Below are 19,724 nucleotides of genomic sequence, written 5' to 3'. Positions count from 1 at the left end.
AAGTTGCCAGAATATAAGCTATTCGCAGACCACGGCAACTTTCTCGCTTGCGGCTGTTTTGGCTGGAACAGGGTGGTCGATCAGTCGGATAGGGGACTCATACAACTCAGACAGTGCCTGCTCATCAAGTAACTTATCGGCGCTGCCTTCAAATGCAATTTGGCCTTTCTTCAGAGCAACAATGTGTGTCGCGTAGCGCAGTGCAAGGTTCAAGTCGTGCAGAATCACGATAACGCCAACGTCTTGCTTTTTGTTCAGTTCAGACAGTAAACCCATCAGTTGGAATTGGTGATGAACATCCAGTGCTGATGTTGGCTCATCGAGGATCAATACCGGAGACTGCTGAGCAAGCAACATAGAGACCCACGCACGTTGGCGTTCACCGCCGGATAAATCGTCCGCTAACGCCTGTGAAAACTCAGCGACGCCCGTTCTCTCCATCGCTTGTTGGATGATGGATTTGTCTTCAGAGTTCCAACGACCTAACGCGCCTCGCCAAGGAAAACGCCCTAAACGAACCAGTTCTTCCACCGTTAAGCCAGCAGAAGCAGGGAGCTTTTGTGGCAAATACGCAATCTTCTTGGCTAAGTCTTTGCTTTTTAATGAAGAAAGAGACGCATTGTCTAATTCAACAGTGCCGTAGTCTGGCGACATCTGTCCTGAAAGCAAGTTAACCAATGTCGATTTACCAGAGCCATTGTGACCAAGAACCACGGTAAGCTCATTGGTCGGAATAGAAAGCTCGTCAATTGAGAGAATGGTTCGCTCATCACGAACAATTTTGATGTTTGAAAGCTGAAACATGTCAGTCCTGTCTTTAGACCAATAAAACTGCTCAATAAAAGCAGCTTTATTGGTCTCTAAAAATAGAGGGTGAAATTAAGCGGTTTTCTTGTTGTCTGGGTGTCTAGGGCAATCGTCGCAATACTTCCTAGAGTCGCATTTGTAGACTAGGCAACAGCTGACTCTAATCAGTTTAAGCATCCCAGAATCGGCATCGACCTTGAGGCTGTCTAAGTGACTTTCAGGCAGTTGGCATGCGTCTAACCAAAGCTTAGCTTGTGCAGTGATGTATTCGTTGGTCAGGCTCGGTTCATGTTGCTGCAATTTGATCAAACTGCCTAAAAGCAGATCCGCCAACAAATGGTTAGTAAAACCAGGGCGGATGCGTGTCCATTCACTTATTTGGCTGCGATAAAACTCAGTAAGTGCAAGTATGGCTTCGCCCGCTTTAGGTATCAATTCCTCAGGTGAGCCGTGTTGATGATCACCATTAAAGAAGCGATATCCTGTGACGAACTCTTTGTACCTAAACTGACCGATATTCTTGATATCAGGCAGCGAGTGAAGGCCGTAGATAGAAACGAAGGTCACATAGATGGGTTGCCAGCAGACTAGATCCCAAGTTCGGGTTAACCAATAAGCTTTACCTGCTTCTGTGTGATTTTCCGCTAAGCCATCGTAAACACGTTTGATCTCGATATGGCTCTTATCATTCGTCATTGCGATGCTTCTGCTGCTCAGAGAACCATAACTGCCGCTTAGATAAGGCGTGACTTGTTTAGAGTAAGCGAAGATTTTTTGGTGTAGAGAAGGGGCTCTCCGACGAGTGATGATGTTGTGCAGCTGGGAAAGCATCTTAAACCATTAAATGAGAATCAGTTTCGTTATCATAGCGAACCTTATCGAGGATAACCATACAAAATGGAGCATACCCTCGGAGAAGTCGTTATATAAGATATTTATAAATTGAGCATGCCTTAGTCATTTTTAAGTGATAAAAGTCGCTTTAAATGATAAAAAGTATTTCTGAATCTAATATGTTGTTGCCACTACCGAGAGTTTGAAAGCTTGACTATGAACACACCTGCATTTGACCGTATTAGCCGCGTATTGGCTTATATCCATGCGAACCTTAGCTCGACACTATCGCTAGAAGATATTGCGAAACAGAGCTGTTGGTCTCGCTGGCAGCTGCAAAGAGTGTTTCAAGCTGAAACGGGACTGACCGTGGCAAACTACGTGAGAGAGTTGAAGCTAAGCCAAGCGGCTGAAGAACTGTTGGACAGCAAAGAGCGAGTGATCGATATCGCGCTTGAACTCGGATTCAATTCAGAAATTAGCTTTAGCCGTTCCTTTAAGCAGATGTTTGGCTCCAGTCCTAGTCAGTATAGAAAAGCGGGCAAAAGAGCAGGGCTTAGAAAGCCGATACAAGTATCTGAAACGGTTAGCGCTGCTGATAACGGACCGCTGAGCTTTGTTGAGGTACGCATTGATGAAAGAGAGTCATTCCTTGTTAAAGGTATTACCTCCGAAATAAGCGGCTTGTTTTCACTGACACAAGATTTTGCAGAGAAAGTCCCTCAATTGTGGTCGCGCTTGGAAGGCGAAGTGAGCCTGCCAGACGATAACGCACTTCAGTTTATTGGTGTTATTGACCTGACCCAATCTTGCTTTGATGGTACCAATATTCATTATTGGGCCGGAGTAGAGCTTAATGACGAGATTTCAATTCCTCAATTGCCGAGCATTATCTCTGATAAGTTAGACGTATTAACCATTCCAAAGCAAACCTACGCCGTGGTTAAGCACTGTGGTCCGATTGAGAACCTTAGGCACACTCTGAGTTGGTTTGTACTTAACTGGCTGCCGAGTTCTGGTTATCGAGGTGTTGATGGTTATGAGCTTGAAGTATACCCATTAGCCTATCAAGCTCGTGCTACAGATGCTGTCATGGAATACTGGGTTCCTATTACTAAATCCTAACCATACCTTCGTTCCACCCTTTCGTTAAACCTCATCTAAAATAGGGTCAATTGTGCTTTTAATCAGCAATTGACCTAATTCCATTGAAAATAGGCCAAGTTCTTTGTGAGTTTGCACCAAATTGTTAATTATCCCATTCATAGATACATACAATGCAAATGAGATTTATTATTATTTATGTTAAGTATTGGTACCGAGGGAATCATGACCACTCACACTCGTTTTAAGTATTCATCACTTGCAGTAGCGTTGCTCACTGCATTTTCAGCGCAAGCCTTGGCGGAAGAGACAGCTACAGCAGCAGATTCGAATGTAGAAACTGTTACGATTATGGGTAAAGCCTATCGTAATACCGCGACTAAGTCGGCACTTGAGCCAGAAGAAACGCCTCAAGGTATTACCGTTATTGATGAAGAACAGTTAGAGCAACGAGGTGTTCAATCTTTGAATCAAGCCCTTCGTTATGCACCGGGTGTTGTAACTGAAAACCGCGGTAGTTCCGTAGCAATGTTTGATTCTTACTCTATCCGTGGTTTTGCTACCAACAACGTTAACTACTACGATGGTCTTTCACTTCAATTCTTGAATGGTTGGAACTTACAACCGCAGATTGATCCGATCGCAATGCAGCAAGTAGAGATCTTCAAGGGGCCTACCTCTGTGCTTTATGGCGCAATGCCACCGGGCGGTATGGTGAACATGATTGCTAAAGCTCCGCAAACGGAATCGTCGACTAAAGTTGGCGTAGCAACAGGCTCTCGCAATCTTCAAGAAGCTTCTATTGATACTACAGGTCAGTTTGGTGACAGTGATTTTTCTTACCGTTTGATCGCACTTGCTCGCAAGCAAGACAGCCAAGTTGATAATGCAGAAGAAGAGCGTTACTTAATTGCTCCTTCTGTGGACTGGCAAGCAACCGATAACACATTAATCAACTTCAATCTCTACTACCAGAATGATCCTTCAATGGGCATCAACTCGGCAATGCCACTCGATGTGCTTAAAGCAAGCGATCCATCTGTTTCTATGGGTGACAAGAACTGGAGTAAATTCGAACGTGAAGTGTTAATGGTTAGCTATAAGATTAACCATGACTTCAGTAACAATTGGACGTTCTTACAGAATGCTCGCTATACCGACGCATTTCTATATCAAGAGAACACTTACCATGTGAGCTACGATCCAAGTACGCCGAACCAGCTAGACCGTTACTTGTACTCTACTGATGAGAGCTTTAAAGGGTTTGTTATTGATAACCAATTGAGCGGTATCGTTAATGTTGGTTCAGTAGAACATAACTTATTGCTTGGTTTAGATTACCAAGACCTAGATGGCAATGTTAACTACTCAGCTTACAGCGCGAACGGCAGTGGCTTTAATAGCTTTGATCCATTAAACCCTAACAACGATCTGCTTGACCGTAGTGATGTTACTAAAGAAAACGAATACTTAGATGATACGACGTCAAGTCAGTTAGGTTTCTACGTTCAAGACCAAGTTCGTCTGGACGCATTAGTACTGATTGCGGGCGCGCGATTTGATCACTACAAATCTGAGAGTGATTACTACGCTCATGAATCTGATCACAAGCAGTTCACTTACCGTTTAGGTGGCTTGTATCAGTTTGATAATGGTTTAGCACCGTTTGCAAGCTATGCGACGAGCTTTGAACCAGCTCCGGGTGTTGATAAAGCGGGCAATGAGTTCGATCCAGAGAACGCACAACAAGCAGAGATTGGTGTGAAATACCTGTCTGACGATATGTCGAAAGAAGCAACGGTTTCTCTATTCCATATTGTTAAGCAAGACATGTTGATGACAGACCCGACAAATGTTTATGGTCCAAGAATCCAAGTCGGTGAAGTGGTATCGCAAGGTGCAGAACTATCTGGACGTTGGTTTGCGACAGAAAACTTCGATATTGCGGCTTCATACACGTATGTTGATATGGAAATTACCGAAGACTCTAGCAACGGTTTAGAAGGTACGACTCCAATCTATGTACCTGAACACACAGCTAACATGTGGGCTAACTACAACGTATTTAACGGCATGCTAGCAGGATCTCGATTCAGTGCAGGTGCTCGTTACGTTGGCGAAATGCAAATGGACGCAAGCAATACTCAAGGTAAAGTTCCGTCTTACACGGTTGTTGATTTGTCGGTGGGTTATGATTTGGGTGCTGCAAGCGATACGCTATCTGGCGCAACAGCGAATCTAGCGGTGAACAATATTTTCAACGAAGAATATTACGCGTGTTACGACCAATCGAACTGTTGGTTCGGTGCTGAGCAGTCTGTAGAGCTAAGCGTGAACTATGAATTCTAACTAAGTTAGCATTCCCAATTTTAAAGCAGCCTTTTCTGGGCTGCTTTTGTCGTTTGTAGAAATATCGAATTTAGATTAAGTAGGCAAATATATGAGCTTAAAACCAATAGCTTCTCATTTTTCTAAAGTAAAAAATTTGAATACCAAACTCGTTCTAACGATGTTAGCGAGTGCTTTATCGTTTAATGCGATGGCGGATTTCCAAGTCGAAGACAGTGAGGGGATCAAAACCCTTGAAGCTCAGCCTGTTAAAGTGGCAGCGCTTAACTGGGATATTGCAGAGCAAGTGATCGAACTCGGTGTTACGCCAGTTGCGGTGCCAGATATTGAAGGGTATAGCGATTGGGTTGTTCAACCTGCGATTCCAGAAGGTGTGGCGGATATTGGCACTCGAACTGAACCTAACTTTTCTGCACTTAAGAAGCTAAACCCAGATGTGATTCTTATCGCTTCACCTCAGAAAGATCTTCAGGAGCGACTTTCAGAAATCGCGCCAGTACTTTACTACCAAACGTACAGTGAACAGCACAGCAATGCGGCGGCAGCTATCGATAACTTCAAGAAGATAGGGCAATTGCTTGGTAAAGAAGAACAAGCGAACAACAAATTGGCTGCGATGGATGAGCGTCTTGAAGTTTTAAAAGCTGAACTAGATAAAGCGTATCCGGGCGACAAGCCGAAAGTGACGTCTTTCCGTTTTGCGAGCACGACTTCGGTTTACATATACGGTGATAACTCGATTCCGCAATATGCGCTTGAGCAGCTAGGCTTTGAAAATGCGATGAATCTTCCTGCGAGTCAGTGGGGCATCAGTCAAAAACGTATGACCGAGCTAAAAAATGTTAAGGGTGGCATTGCGCTTTACTTTGAACCTTTCCCATATCAAGACAAGTTAGATCGCTCTCCGGTTTGGAAGAGCATGCCTTTCGTTCGCAATGGTCAATTTAGCCCTGTAGCAGCAAGTTGGAGCTACGGCGGTGCTATGTCGATTTTGTATAACGCAGAAGCGATGGCGCAATCGTTGTTGACGTTAGCGGAGCAGTAATGAAATCCAGTGGTTTGATGATGGGGGCGGTACTATTTATCGCCGCCCTTATTCATTTATGGTTAGGCCAGTCTGAATTTGGCCCTATTGGTGAGTTGTTTCAGCAAGTCTCACAGATCAGTGACATCGTTACATTCAATAAAATGGTCGATGATTCATTCGAGTTGATGGCATTAATTTATGTCAACTTACCTCGTTTAGTGATGGCGATTCTAGTTGGTGGAACACTTGGTACCATAGGTAGTTTGTTCCAACAGTTAACGCAAAACCGCATGATGTCTCCGCTTACACTCGGAACATCATCAGGGGCGTGGCTTGGTCTGGTCATTCTTAACGTGGTCGCGCCAATGTTGGTTGCTCAATATTCCGTTTGGTTCGCGTTAATTGGGGCGCTGCTTGCCATGGGGCTGATTGTCTCCATTGTTGGCATCAAAAACATGAGCGGCTTGCCAATTGTTTTGGCGGGCATGGCGGTTAACTTACTGCTAGGTGCATTTGCAACTGCGATTATTTTACTTAACGACCAGTATGCGCAGAACCTGTTTGTATGGGGAGCAGGCGATCTCGGACAGAACGGTTGGGAACAAGTGCTTTGGCTGATGCCTAAGTTACTGCCAATCTTTGCCATTTTCCTGTTGGCTCCAAGAGTTTTGACTCTGCTTTCTATTGGCACTGAAGGGGCTGCGGCACGTGGTCTTAACATCGGTACGACCTTCTTTGTACTCATGGCGATTGGCGTTTGGTTGGTTTCCGTGTCGATTACTTCGGTGGGTGTGATCAGTTTTATTGGTTTGATTGCGCCAAACATCGCGAGACATTTGGGCTTTTTAAAGGCGAAATCTGAACTCATCGCAAGCTGCGTGTTAGGTGCACTGTTGCTTTGTGTGACCGACAGCTTGGCGATTTTCTTGGCGCAATGGTCTTTGGATATGATTCCAACAGGAACGGCAACCGCGGTGATCGGCGCTCCAGCTTTGATTATTATCGCTCGTAAGCAGATGTCAGCCCAAGATCAGCTGTTTTTCTCGATGCCTAAAGGGCCAAAGTCTATTTCACCTTTGGCTTATTTCTTGTTGGGCGCGATGATCTCCGGTTTACTGGCGTTAAGCACATTGTCACAGCCTTCTTCAGACATGGGTTACTTCATTGTCCCAGATGCATTTGAATGGTCTATTCGCTGGCCTAGAATGTTAACCGCAATATTCGCTGGTGGCGGTTTGGCAGTAGCAGGTGTGATTTTACAAAGGTTGGTTTATAACCCACTTGCGAGCCCAGACATTCTGGGTGTATCGGCAGGTGCGGTGCTAGCGCTGATTTTCAGTAGCCTGTTTATGGGATACTCGATTCACTCGCTAAGCCCTTGGGTTGCGTTTTTGGGCAGTGCGATTGCGCTCTGTTTGTTGCTGTTCCTTGGTAAGAAGCATCAGTTTGCACCGTCGATCTTAATCCTGACCGGTATCTCGCTGACCGCGGTGTTAGAGGCTTTAGTGCAATTTTCCTTAACACGAGTTGGTGAGGGGAAATACACCTTATTGGCTTGGTTGGCAGGCTCTACGTATCGTGTTGAACCTGATGCGGCAACGATTATGGCTATCGTGATCACCGTTTGTATTGGGGTAGCTTTACTGTTGAGTCGCTGGGTGACGTTAATTGCGACTGGCCGCCAGTTTGCGAGTGCTAGAGGGCTGAATATCACCATCGCTTATGTGGCTCTGTTGTGTATTGTCGCGGTGTTATGTTCGATGGTGACAACCACCATGGGACCGGTCGCCTTTGTTGGCCTACTAGCTCCACATATAGCAGTCATGGTTGGTGCTCGTTTGGTTCGTGAGCAGATCATCTTATCGTTTTTGATTGGTGCAGCACTGATGCTATTCGCCGATTGGTTAGGGCAAGTGGTGGTGTTCCCAGCACAGCTTGCGGCAGGCACATTAGTTTCCATTATTGGTGGCAGTTACTTTATCTTCTTGTTACTGAAATCTCGAAGAGCCTAAGTTCGCGGTTGGCCAGCTGAGCGCTAAGTTCTTTGTTCACAGAAACAAGTATGAAAGGCAGTGATTGGAATCATCCATCACTGCCTTTTTTTGATTGAGTTCTGTGTTTCCTAGATAAAGCGTTAGCCAACACAGATCTCGCTTCTACAGCGTTAATTTTGCATATGCGATTAAGATGGCTACGCTAAAGGTCTGACCACTTAATTGGATAACCAAATGCCTGAACTTGAACGCCTTACTTGCTCTATTGATGAAAACCAGATCGCAACGGTTGTGTTGAATCGCCCTGATAAGCTGAATGCCATTGATATGGCGATGTTCCAAGGGGTGAACAACATGGTGGATCAGCTGAAAAAGAACACCGAGATTCGCGCCGTGATAGTGAAGGGCAATGGGGCCGATTTTTGTTCAGGGCTTGATGTGAAGTCTTTGCTGACCAGTAAATCAGGCGCGATGAAGCTTCTTTTCAAATGGTTACCGACATTACCAAATGCTGCGCAACGCTTTTCGTTAGGTTGGCGAGATATTCCATGCCCCGTCATCTTTGCGATTCATGGCCGCTGTTGGGGAGGAGGCCTGCAACTGGTTAGTGGGGGAGATTTTAGAATCGCCAGTCCAGACGCCAACTTTTCTATCCTAGAAGCCAAGTGGGGCTTGATTCCTGATATGGGTGGTGCGATTGCCTTCCGAGAGCTGATGCGAAAAGATCACACCCTAGAAATGGCGATGACCGCTAAGGTGATCGATAGTGAGACTGCCAAAGAATATGGGCTTGTCACAAAAATAGCCGAAGATCCGTACGCGGAAGCTTATGCCTTGGCACTGGAGTGTGCGAATCGATCGCCAGATGTGGTCGCCGCCAATAAGAAACTCTATAACAAAACTTGGTGGTCTAGCCCCGGCATCGCCTTGTTTTATGAGACTTGGTATCAGATTAAAGTTGCCCTAGGTAAGAACCGAGCGATCGCCGCTCAGCGTGAGATTCATAGCGACAAACCACGCGCTTATGTGGCTAGGAAGTTTAAATAGTGTTTGTACAGGAATAATCAATATTCCCTTTGTTTATCGGGCTTTGCGGTAACCTTAGCGCAATTTAATGTCTAAGGCTGAATGAGCACTCTGATGAACAAAACTTTTACCTACTCTCTAGCTGCCACCGCAATATTTACCAGTTTGAACGCTTTCGCAAGTGGTCTGTTTTTACAAGAGGCCGTTGTTGCCAACGCTGGTACTACTGGCGCTGGTGACGGTGTTTACACCCGATCTGCTGCTGCGATGTGGACGAACCCTGCCACCATGTCTCACATGGGCGAAAGCAAAACCACCATCAACACCATGGCGTTTGATCTTGAGATGAAATATCAAGACAACCTAGACTCAAGTGATAACGGCAAAGCTCATTCTGTAATGCCGTCATTCGGTGCCTTTCACGCTCATCAAGTGACTGACAAATTACACCTTGGTATCGCGCTCGGTGCAGTAGGGGGGTCTAGCCTAGATTACGGTAGCGAATGGGCTGGAAGCCCTTTACTTGAAGATATTACCCTCACAGCGATGCAAGTGAACCCGTCACTGAGTTACCAACTTAATGATCAGTGGTCAGTGGGTGCAGGTATTCAATTAAGTTGGGCTGCGTTACAACAAACAACATCTGCATTAACGATAAAGCAGGATACTGACTGGGCTTATGGTTATAACCTAGGTGTCATGTACACACCGACGGACAACCTAAAACTAGGCGCAAGCTATCGCTCTAAACTGGAGCATGAATTCAATAATGATGTAAATGGCCCTACAGATTTTGGCGTACTCAACTCTTTGGCTACCGATATAGCGCTTCCTGAAATTGTAGATGTGAGTGCGAGCTATGCATTGAATTCTCAATTAGATCTACTGGCAAGTGTTCAATTACACCGTTGGAGTGAGTGGGATACGACAGTTTTAGATTTTGGCTCTCAATTTGGTGGGATTCCAATCGAGCGCGACTGGGACGATGTGTGGAAGTTTGCAGTCGGTGCGGACTACCAATTGAACTCTGATTGGCGTTTAAAAGCGGGCTTCTCTTATGAAACTTCTCCGCAAGATGATCCGACACTGCAGTATGTTGACTTACCTGTTGGTGAACAGTACCGCTACTCTGTAGGTGCATCTACCTATTGGGACGACATCTTAATTGATGTGTTCTATGAATACGCAGATTTAGGTTCAGTTGATATGGACCGATTTATGGTTGATGGTTCGTTCGATGGTCGTATCCACTTTATCGGTGTTAGCGCGACCTTCTAATGACATTACGTAATCTATTAATTGTTACTTCGGTAATACTGGGTTCAACGGGTGCTTTGGCTGAAGAGAAGCATCCTGATGATCCGACTAAGATCGTAACCAAAGCGGGCGTTGCTTATAACGAAGAGCTAAAGTTCTCGGGCTCTATCGGGCTTGATGAAGCACGAATGATCAACGCTCGTGTCAATGCTGATGGTGAAGAGTGGCGAGTGGGTGGTTCATGGCTATTGCCTTTGGGTATCGTCAACTTCAATTTTAGCCGCTCTGAATACGACAACGATGCTTATAAGAACAACTACAGTATCGGGACATTTGTTCCGTTGAGTTATTTTGATATTGAGCCGTTCGGTTGGCAAATCTTCCCGATGGCTGGGTACAGCTATAACGATGGTGAAGTGGCGGTGTTTGATGATCAGAATGTGGGTTCTGATTATGTGTTGATGCCAAGCTCAACACATGGCGGTTACATTGGTGCGTTTGGCCTAAAAACGATTACCGATGAGTGGTCAATCATGGGCTTTGGTGGCGGTTCAATGGGCTCTGATGATTATTCAGGCTACTGGACGGGTGTCGGCGCTAGCTATAAGCTGAGTGATGCCCAGTCATTCAACTTCTTCACTATCTTTGCTGAGGATGATTTCGGTGAAAATAACAGTGTTGGCGCATCTTATACCTATGAGTTCAACTAAGCATCAACCCGTTTCCCCATAAATAAAAAAGCTGAGTGTAGGTTGCCTGTTTAGGCGGACTTACATCCAGCGCTTTTTGTGTTTCTGCTGCATCATTCCTATGTCGATATATCCCTATTATCTGCTAAGGCTTCCACTGAATCTCGCTAAACATTAGTTGGTTTATGGATGATGCTTTAATATTGAGACTTATTCGCATTTATTGATCTAAGCGAAAGAACCGATTAGATTGTGTCGTTAATATTAGGAACAACATGATTTTTTTGAGGTATTTATGAGTACAGTCGTAGTATGGGGAGCAGGTAGCGGTTTGGGTGCAGCAATGGTCGAGCACTTTCATCAACAAGGTTTTGAAGTGATTGCGATTGCTAGAAACCCAGAGAAGAACCCGCGCTTGGCGATTCTTGGCGTAACTTCATTGAGCTGCGATGCGACCGACAAGCAACAAGTGGAAAAGACGGTTGCTGAGTTACCAAAATCGGCATTGGTTGTTTCAAGCATGGGCAGTTTTAGAGCGGATGTTCCGGTTGATTACATCGGTCACCGACATGTGATTGATGCTCTGGAAACGAATGAAATCAAACGCTTTGTGCTAGTGACGTCGTTAGGTTGTGGTGATTCATGGCAGTACCTATCAGAGCGCTCAAGAAAAGGGTTTGGTGCTGCAGTTCGTGAAAAATCATTGGCGGAAGCTTGGTTAATGTCGAGCTCGCTTGATTACACGATTCTTCGCCCGGGTGGCTTGTTAGACGGTGAAGTGACTGGCAATGGTGAGCTTTCTCAACAAGTGGAAGTGCATGGTCTGATTTACCGACAAGAAGTGGCTCGTCTTATTGAAACCTTATTGGCGAACGAAGCGAGTATCGGCCAAGTGTACCAATGTATCGACCCTACTGTTAAATACGGCTAACTCTTTTCAAGTGTTAGTTAGAGGTATATCTACCTTGTCATAAACTTCTAAAGCCGTTTAGCCTCACTGAACGGCTTTTTTGTTTTCGTCCTCAACGTCCTTCTATTCCAAGCAAATGTGCCTGTTTCTTATGTAAGAGTGCCGCTCTCTTAATCTAGATTAAGTTTTGCTTGTCATATTCTCTGTAGTATCCGCGTCAATCAGCCCCGTTAGATGGGCACTTGCGTAACACGATTGAGTGAGGAATAGATTTGAGTACTTTGTTTACAGAAACCCGCATTGGCACCATGACGCTTAAAAACCGCTTTATGAGAAGTGCGACGTGGGAAAATATGGCGACCGAAGATGGCCATATGACAGATAAACTTTACGCTATCTATGAAGAGTTGGCTCAAGGTGAGGTTGGCTTGATCGTCACGGGTTACGCAAACATCGTTAAAGAAGAAAAGCCGAATGCTGGCATGATGGGTATGTATAACGACTCGTTTATCGATGAATACAAAAAGCTAACCCAACTGGTTCATGACAACGACTCTAAAATCGTGATGCAATTAGCTTATGGCGGTACGAAAACCACGTATGACCTTGGCGAGCGAGTGATCTTTGCACCGAGTGAGGTTCCTGAAAAAGGAACTCAAACACTGGGCAAAGCGATGACCAAAGGTGAGATCGACTACATTGTTGATGCGTTTGCCAAAGCGTCACTAAGAGCTAAACAGTCGGGTTTTGATGGTGTTGAGATTCATGCGGCACACACGTACTTGATCAACCAGTTCTTAAGCCCTTACTACAACCAGCGTGAAGATGAATACGGCGGTAGCTTAGAAAATCGTATGAGATTCTTGCTTGAGATCTACACAGCAACACGCAAGCTGGTGGGTGAGGATTTCCCTATCTTGGTTAAGCTGACCGCTTCTGAGTTTTTCGAGGGTGGTGTGACCTTCGATGAAACGCGCTTAGTGTGTAAAAAGCTCGAAGAAATTGGCGTTGATGGCATTGTGGTGTCTGGCAACATTCATGGCAAAGCCGACACCATGATTGGCGAGTCACATGATGGGTTTACCATCCAAGCTGAAGGTTACTTCCATGAATATGGCCATGCAATTAGCCAAGATGTCGACATTCCTGTTATCACGGTGGGCGGCTTAACGGATTTTGATGCTATTGAAGAGATCGCTAATAATACGGGTATTGAGTACTTTGCACTTTCTCGACCTCTATTATCTGAGCCTCATCTAATCAAACGCTGGAAAGAGGGCGATCGAAGCCCTGTAGAGTGTGAGAGATGTTCTAAGTGTCGTACTAAGCGCGGTAACTTCTGTGTGGTAAACAAAGATAGAAAAGTGCAGCTAGCTAAAATGTAGTTACTTAACCCATAGCTAAGCATGAATCTAAACGTGAGCCTGTGTAATACCGCAGGCTCTTGTTTTCTGACTCTACATGAACTGATATTTGAAAACTTATAAATCACATATCCCTGTCAAATTAGTGCGATTAAACAGATACAATTCACCTATAAATTTTCCAACCGAGTTATCGTTACTACACTGAGTACCACGTGAAATTACTTCCTCTCTTAAAGCAACCTCGAATCCACTGACGCCTTTTTCGTTTTAGCGACATTGCTACGATTTAAGTGTGATACTGACTATTCACCTCCTTTAACTTCTGTGTTGATGGGGAATGCGTTTGTGCACCTTAGATAAACATTGTCGATTTTTTGATATTTAAACCGAAATAAAACGAATAATTTAATCAGAGGTAGAGATGCAAAATAAGCATTGGTCTAAATTCGAACTGCTCCATGAAGTCGTTACCAACCCCAACATTCACATCAAGGGTCAACACAGTTATTACAGCGATTGCTGGGATAATGGGTTTGAGCGTTCTGTCGTTCGCTATCTGCATGGTGACGAAGTTAGCCGCCAGTGGGAGCCTCGTTGGGAAATCGATGAGCTCTACATTGGGGATTATGTCTGTATAGGAGCCGAGGTTGTGATCCTTATGGGCGGCAATCACACCCACCGTGTTGATTGGTTTTCTTTGTATCCATTTATGGATGTGATCGAAGAAGCCTACATAGGTAAAGGTGACACGCATATAAAAGATGGCGCTTGGCTAGGCATGAGAGCCATGATCATGCCGGGCGTAACCATTGGAGAAGGGGCGGTTGTCGCTGCAAACAGCGTGGTAACCAAAGATGTGGAACCTTACAGTATTGTTGGTGGTTCTCCTGCAAAAGTCGTTAAATATCGCTTCGATAAGGCTGTTATCGAAGAGCTGATCTCAATGAAGATATACGACTGGCCAGAAGAGAAGTTTGAAGCACTGAAACCGTATTTATGTAACTCAAACTTTTCAAAGTTAAAGCAGGCGATAACGGATTACGACAATGGTTTGTAAGGGGCGTTTCTAAGGTACAGGTATAGTCACGGATTTGTGTAGAAAGACTTGTGTCATATTTATATTGAAAAACACGTTAAATCAGGTCGTTACCTTGCAATACCCAATATGGTGTACCAATCTTATTTCATAAGCATGGATAAGGATTGTGTATGCCTGTAACGTCAGTAAAAAATAAAGGGGTAGTAAGGAAAGTCTTACTGCCTTCTTTACTTATTAACCTCTTGTCATTGGCCGTTCCATTAACGGTTCTCCAGATCTACGATCGTATTCTTCCCAACCAAAGCTATGGTACAGCCACACTGCTTCTAGCGGGGGCGACTCTAGCTGTAGCCATGGAAGCACTCATACGTTTTGTGCGCACTTGGCTTTTGTCTGCCGCGGCCAGTAATACCGAGAAAGCGACTTATCAAACCTTGGTTGAAAGGGTGACTAACGCTTCATCAGGTCATCTTCGTCATTTAGGTGTTGGCGGTGTAGAAGAAGGGCTCGGCTCAGTATCCAAAGTTAAAGATTGGTATTCCGGCGGTGTGATTGCAGGCTTTATTGATTTGCCTTTTGCATTGATCTTCTTGGGCTTGGTGGCTTACATCGGTGGTGAGCTGGTGGCAATACCTTTGGCAGTTTGGCTGATTACTCTCGGAATCGTTTGGTTATCTTCTATTCGCGTTAAAAGTCTAAGTGAGGAAGCTTCTCAAGATGAGCAGGAGCGAAAAGCGTTCTTGATTTTGCTGAGCCAAACCATTCAGGGAATCAAACGTCAGGCCGTTGAGTCTCGAATCTTTAATCAGTTTAAATCCCTCAATAATATCCGCTCTCAATCCAAAGCCAAAGAAGAAGAACAGAACGCTTTCGCCCAAGAATGTATTCAGCTTGCCGCATTAGCGACTTCTGTCTTGTTGGTGATTACCGGGAGCTTGTGGGTATTGGATGGTCAATTGACCACGGGTGGGTTAGCAGCATGCTCCATCTTATCGGGTAGAGCTGTGGCGCCTCTGAGTGCTCTGGTTGGGGTTCGAATCAAGCTTAATTCAATCCATAGTGCCAATCAGGCAATTGAAAAGTTAGGGGACTTATCACTGTCTGAGTCCGCTGGTTCTGAGCTGAACTTCTCTGACTTTGAGGCTCTAGAGATCAAACAAGCTACCGTTGAAAGGTATGGTGAACTCGCCAGTGCGGATGTGACGCTAAATAAAGGCGAGCTGGTGTTGTTAGTGAGTGAAGATCGCCACATCAATAGTCACTTACTGTCTTCGATAGCAGGGATTGATGATTTAGCCGCGGGTGAGTGCTTCATTAATGGCGAAGCCGTTTCTATTGCATCTGTCGCTCAAGCTACAGCTTACTGCGGGGTTAAAGGGCAGTTAGTCTCAGGTACGATTCTGGACAATTTGTGTGGATTTGATCCTGAGAGAACACAAAGCGCCAATGATTACGCTGTGCGCTTGGGATTAACCAAAGAAATTACGCGTTTACCTGATGGGTTAGAAACACAAATCGGTCATACAAGTGCCTCTTTGTTGAGTATGGGCAACATTAAAATGCTCAATATTGCGGCCCAATTAGCGAGTAGCAAGCCCATTATCATGCTAGAAAGACCGGATTCCTCGCTAGACCTCAATGCTCTCGGTAACCTGGTTAAGGTGCTGGAAGAAGAAGTATTGGCAGGGCGCACCATATTGATGGTGAGCTATCATGCAAAACTTCGCGAACTAGCGAGTCGAACAATTACAGTAGAAAACGGTTCGATTGCCGAAGACACTACTAATCAGCAGGAGGTCATTGCATGAATCGTTTAGATGCTAATCGCCATGACGAAACAGACGGTCAACATGAGCCGATGAACCGACTGGAAACTGAAAGCCTTTCTGTGCTCAAGGAGTTGGAAGTTAATGCGAATATCCAACTGTTCGCTCGCCAATGGGTTGATGAGAACGGTATTGAATCGATTGATGATATGTTTGCCCTGTTTGATAGGCTTGCATTGCCATATCGCTTGGTTGCTAACTTAGATGAGGTGGGCGATCACAAATTAGTTCTCCTAGTTCTTAGTGAAAGTGAATTGGTTTCTGGTCACTTGGATTCAAAACAGTTTGTGGCTGTTGATGGCAATGAAGACGTTTCAGAGGTTCCTCAATTTTGCATTGTGATTGAAGGGGCTCCATTGGAGAAGGCTTCTCCGGATTGGGTTGGTGAACGGTTACATGCTTTTCGTCCTATCATTCCTAAATTGCTTTTGGTTAGCTTTATCACCAATTTATTTGCTCTCGCAGTGCCATTCATCACGATGTCGATCTATGACCATGTTATTGGTGGCGATGCTGGGCACGAACTGCAAGGTATCGCTATTGGTGCAGCTTTGTTGTTTGTTATGATGGGCTGGTTAAGAACATTGCGCAGTCGAGTGTTTGCTTCTGTGTCTAACCGAGTCAGCCGCGAGATATCTCAATCCCTTGTGCAGCGATTATTAAGAAATAGCTATGCTCAAAACCAGCAAATGGCCTCGTCTAGTCAGCAAAACCAAGTGATGCTATCTGAACGTATTTCAGGTGTGTTATCAGGACCACTCGGTAATGCCTTGTTTGATTTGCCTTTCATTGCCATTTTTGTCCTTGCGATAGGAGTGCTAGGTGGATGGCTGGTACTGGTTCCAATCGTCTCTTTGGTTTTGTATTACCTGTTAGCTAAGCGTTCGATACGTTCGAGTAGTAAGCGGTCAATGCAATCGACGGTAGCGGGCACTAATCGTCAAAATATGACGAATGAGTTGACGTCTAAGCTTGCCTTTATTCGTAGTGCTGGGTTTTCAGAGCACTGGATTCAACGTTTCCAAAAGGCCAATCTGCTTGCCTCTACGGTGACGTTTAATCAATCGGTTCTGCAAAGTCGATACACCTCGATTTATTACTTCATTGGAGTGGGTTCAACACTGGCTGTTATGGGCTTAGGTATTGGGCTTATTTTCGAGCAAGTGATGACGCCCGGCGGTTTGATTGCATCAATGATGTTGATTTCCAAAGTGACAGGGCCTGCGCAGGTGTTGGCAAACAGTGCGATGCGTTTTAATAGCTTTAATCAATCTAAGCTTCAGGTAAATCGTATTCTGTCTCAGCCGTCTGAACGTGAATTCAGTTACCAGCATCACCCATTGCCAACGGTCGCTCCGAACTTGAAGTTAGATCAAGTGACTCTCCGTTACCCTAAACAGAGTCGCCCTGCATTGAATGGGGTAAGTTTTGATGTTGAAGCGGGCGATATTGTGGCGATCACTGGCCCCTCCGGCAGTGGCAAATCGACATTAATTGAAGTGTTGTCTGGTTTACAGCCTATTCAGAACGGCATGGTAGAGCTGACAGGGGTAAACCTTGCTCAGTACGATCCGCAGCTCTATCGACATTGGTGTTTCATTCGCGCCGCTTACCCCGACTTACTTACATTGAGTATTCGAGAGTGGCTGAGCGATGGGCATAAAGTTGAAGAGCAGAAAATGATATCAGCCATTGAAATGGTTGGGGGCAAGCGCTGGTTCTCCACATTACCAGACGGGTTGGATACCTCTATCAGCAGTATCCAGCCGGATAGCCTGTTTGACATGTTGTCAGGCACTGTCGCTCAGATCCTCATTGACGCCAAAGCTTTGGTGTATGACTACCCGATGTTCCTAATGGACAACCCGGTGCCTGATGGTCATCCCAATGCTAAACGTGTATTCGGTGAGTTCTTGGCGACAAAGAAAGGAAAAGCAACGGTGATCTATACGTCGCATGATCCAGACTTGATTAAGCTCGCTGATAAAGTCGTGGTGTTAAATGAGGGGGCTGTTGTTTATGCTGGCCCATTAGAGCCGGAACAGTCTTCGGAGCAGGAACAGCCTTCAGAGCCTCAAGCTTCCCAAGAACAAGAGCCGTCTGCTCAGCAAGATGCAGCCCAACAAGAACAATCAGAGTCTAAGCAAGGAGTCGCTAATGGCTAAACAACCTATCGAGAAGGGCAAGCGCTACGGTGAACTTGTTGAATCACAAAATACGGCTCGTACATTGGCATTGGCGACGTGGTCAGTTGCTTTATGTGTTATCGCTTTTGCCACTTGGTCTGTAGTCACCCAAGTTGATGAAATTGCCAAAGCCAAAGGCGCAGTAATTCCAGAAGGCGAGAAGCAAGTATTACAAAGCGCGATTGGCGGTAAGTTAAAGCAAATTCTCGTTAAAGAAGGTCAACTGGTCGAGAAAGGTCAGCCACTTGTTGAGTTTGATGCGACCTTCCAACGTACTGCTCTTGATGAATTGAAATCTCAACAAGTGACACTTCTCGCCAGTGTAGAGCGTATGAATGCTTTGCTTGAACAACGTGAGCCAAACCTTGCTGAATTTGAGATTGATTATCCAGAGATTGTTAGTCAACAAAAAGCGCAGTTAAATGCACAAAAAGCCCTCTATTTTCAAAAGCGCGTGGTACTTGAGAAAGAGAGCGAGCAGATTGCAGAGCAGCTTCGCAGTGTAGATAAGTCATTACCTAGCTACGAGAAAGAGCTGAATGCGACCAAGCAAGAGTTGATCATACTGGAGAAGGGGTATAAAGCGGGTAACATTTCACGTTTACGTGTGCTTGAAATGCGACAAAAACTGGCCAGTATTGAACAGAAAATCGAAGAAGCTCGTGGTAAGAAAGCAGTGTTAATCAAGCAAGCCGACAGCACGGAGCAAAAAATTGAACAGCTTTTAGCAGAGGCGAAGGCGAAAGTCAGTGATGATCGATCCAAAGCGGTATCTGACTTATCTGCATTGAATGCAAGGGTGCGTTCAAGCCAAGCGAAATTGACGAACACCATGTTAGTGTCACCGCTACAAGGTTTAGTGCAAAGCCTACCAAGTACGCAGAACGGTGGTGTTATTCAACCGGGCGGGACAGTGGTTGAGATTGTTCCTGTTGGTGGTAAAGCGGATTTTAAAGCTCGCTTATCACCGAGAGACATTGGTTTCGTGAACGTAGGCCAGCCGACTCGAATCAAGATTGATGCGTTTGATTACAGCCGTTTTGGTGCTTTAAAAGGCGAGGTTGAAAGCATTTCACCGACTACAAGCCAAAGTGAACGAGGTGAAATTTATTATGAAGTGGTGGTGTCTGTTGAAACGCCATACTTCCGTGATAACCCTGAAAGCTTTTCTATTCTTCCCGGAATGACGGGTGAGGTGGATATTACGACGGGCGAGAAGTCGGTGTTCCAATACCTTTGGAAGCCGATCTACACCAATATCAGCGTTGCATTTGGAGAAAGGTAACTCAAAGAATCACTACCGTCTCTT

Annotated in this window: 15 protein-coding genes; 13 read left to right on the top strand and 2 right to left on the bottom strand. The window is 45.2% G+C overall.

All coding sequences use genetic code 11. The annotated features are described in order from the left end of the window. Positions 1 to 18 precede the first annotated feature (18 nt). On the bottom strand, positions 19 to 804 hold the full coding sequence (locus L0992_18200; protein XGB69958.1) for an ABC transporter ATP-binding protein: 786 nt from the start codon (positions 802 to 804) through the stop codon (positions 19 to 21). Positions 805 to 879: 75 nt separating this feature from the next. Further along, on the bottom strand, positions 880 to 1,638 hold the full coding sequence (locus L0992_18195; GenBank protein ID XGB69957.1) for a siderophore ferric iron reductase: 759 nt from the start codon (positions 1,636 to 1,638) through the stop codon (positions 880 to 882). Between the two features lie 219 nt (positions 1,639 to 1,857). Between L0992_18195 and L0992_18190 the strand changes: the two genes are divergently transcribed. The 13 genes from L0992_18190 to L0992_18130 all read left to right on the top strand — a co-directional run bounded on the left by L0992_18190 (position 1,858) and on the right by L0992_18130 (position 19,700). Beyond that, on the top strand, positions 1,858 to 2,766 hold the full coding sequence (locus L0992_18190) for an AraC family transcriptional regulator (GenBank protein XGB69956.1): 909 nt from the start codon (positions 1,858 to 1,860) through the stop codon (positions 2,764 to 2,766). Between the two features lie 204 nt (positions 2,767 to 2,970). Further along, complete coding sequence (locus L0992_18185; protein XGB69955.1) at positions 2,971 to 5,094, top strand: TonB-dependent siderophore receptor; 2,124 nt, start codon at positions 2,971 to 2,973, stop codon at positions 5,092 to 5,094. A gap of 91 nt (positions 5,095 to 5,185) precedes the next feature. After that, on the top strand, positions 5,186 to 6,139 hold the full coding sequence (locus L0992_18180) for an iron-siderophore ABC transporter substrate-binding protein (protein ID XGB69954.1): 954 nt from the start codon (positions 5,186 to 5,188) through the stop codon (positions 6,137 to 6,139). After that, the gene (gene fhuB / locus L0992_18175; GenBank protein ID XGB69953.1) at positions 6,139 to 8,133 is read left to right on the top strand and encodes a Fe(3+)-hydroxamate ABC transporter permease FhuB; all 1,995 of its coding nucleotides are present in this window, start codon (positions 6,139 to 6,141) and stop codon (positions 8,131 to 8,133) included. The genes L0992_18180 and fhuB overlap by 1 nt, the downstream gene beginning before the upstream one ends. Before the next feature lie 216 nt (positions 8,134 to 8,349). Continuing rightward, on the top strand, positions 8,350 to 9,162 hold the full coding sequence (locus L0992_18170; GenBank protein XGB69952.1) for a crotonase/enoyl-CoA hydratase family protein: 813 nt from the start codon (positions 8,350 to 8,352) through the stop codon (positions 9,160 to 9,162). A 93-nt stretch (positions 9,163 to 9,255) separates the two neighbouring features. Continuing rightward, a complete protein-coding gene (locus L0992_18165) occupies positions 9,256 to 10,419 on the top strand; it encodes a TonB-dependent receptor (GenBank protein XGB69951.1) in 1,164 nt (387 codons plus the stop codon). Continuing rightward, entirely contained in the window at positions 10,419 to 11,108 is a 690-nt protein-coding gene (locus L0992_18160) for a hypothetical protein (GenBank protein ID XGB69950.1), read from the top strand. The genes L0992_18165 and L0992_18160 overlap by 1 nt, the downstream gene beginning before the upstream one ends. A 274-nt stretch (positions 11,109 to 11,382) precedes the next feature. After that, positions 11,383 to 12,018 (top strand): SDR family NAD(P)-dependent oxidoreductase, encoded by a 636-nt coding sequence (locus tag L0992_18155; protein XGB69949.1) that lies wholly within the window; start codon positions 11,383 to 11,385, stop codon positions 12,016 to 12,018. 308 nt (positions 12,019 to 12,326) lie between these two features. Further along, positions 12,327 to 13,382: an NADH:flavin oxidoreductase gene (locus tag L0992_18150; GenBank protein ID XGB70376.1), complete on the top strand. Its 1,056-nt coding sequence runs from the start codon at positions 12,327 to 12,329 to the stop codon at positions 13,380 to 13,382. Positions 13,383 to 13,785: 403 nt separating this feature from the next. Beyond that, positions 13,786 to 14,421: a CatB-related O-acetyltransferase gene (locus L0992_18145; protein XGB69948.1), complete on the top strand. Its 636-nt coding sequence runs from the start codon at positions 13,786 to 13,788 to the stop codon at positions 14,419 to 14,421. 152 nt (positions 14,422 to 14,573) lie between these two features. After that, positions 14,574 to 16,211 (top strand): ABC transporter, encoded by a 1,638-nt coding sequence (locus tag L0992_18140; protein XGB69947.1) that lies wholly within the window; start codon positions 14,574 to 14,576, stop codon positions 16,209 to 16,211. After that, positions 16,208 to 18,394, top strand: coding sequence for an ATP-binding cassette domain-containing protein (locus L0992_18135; protein ID XGB69946.1), 2,187 nt, complete (start codon positions 16,208 to 16,210; stop codon positions 18,392 to 18,394). Before L0992_18140 ends, L0992_18135 begins: the two co-directional genes overlap by 4 nt. After that, positions 18,387 to 19,700: an HlyD family type I secretion periplasmic adaptor subunit gene (locus tag L0992_18130; protein ID XGB69945.1), complete on the top strand. Its 1,314-nt coding sequence runs from the start codon at positions 18,387 to 18,389 to the stop codon at positions 19,698 to 19,700. The genes L0992_18135 and L0992_18130 overlap by 8 nt, the downstream gene beginning before the upstream one ends. The last annotated feature ends 24 nt before the right edge of the window (positions 19,701 to 19,724 follow it).

It is taken from the genome of Vibrio pomeroyi, from assembly GCA_041879425.1.
Classification (GTDB): Bacteria; Pseudomonadota; Gammaproteobacteria; order Enterobacterales; family Vibrionaceae; genus Vibrio; species Vibrio pomeroyi_A.
Note: the sequence above shows the minus strand (reverse complement) of the source record. Positions and strands in the feature narration are given on the sequence as shown.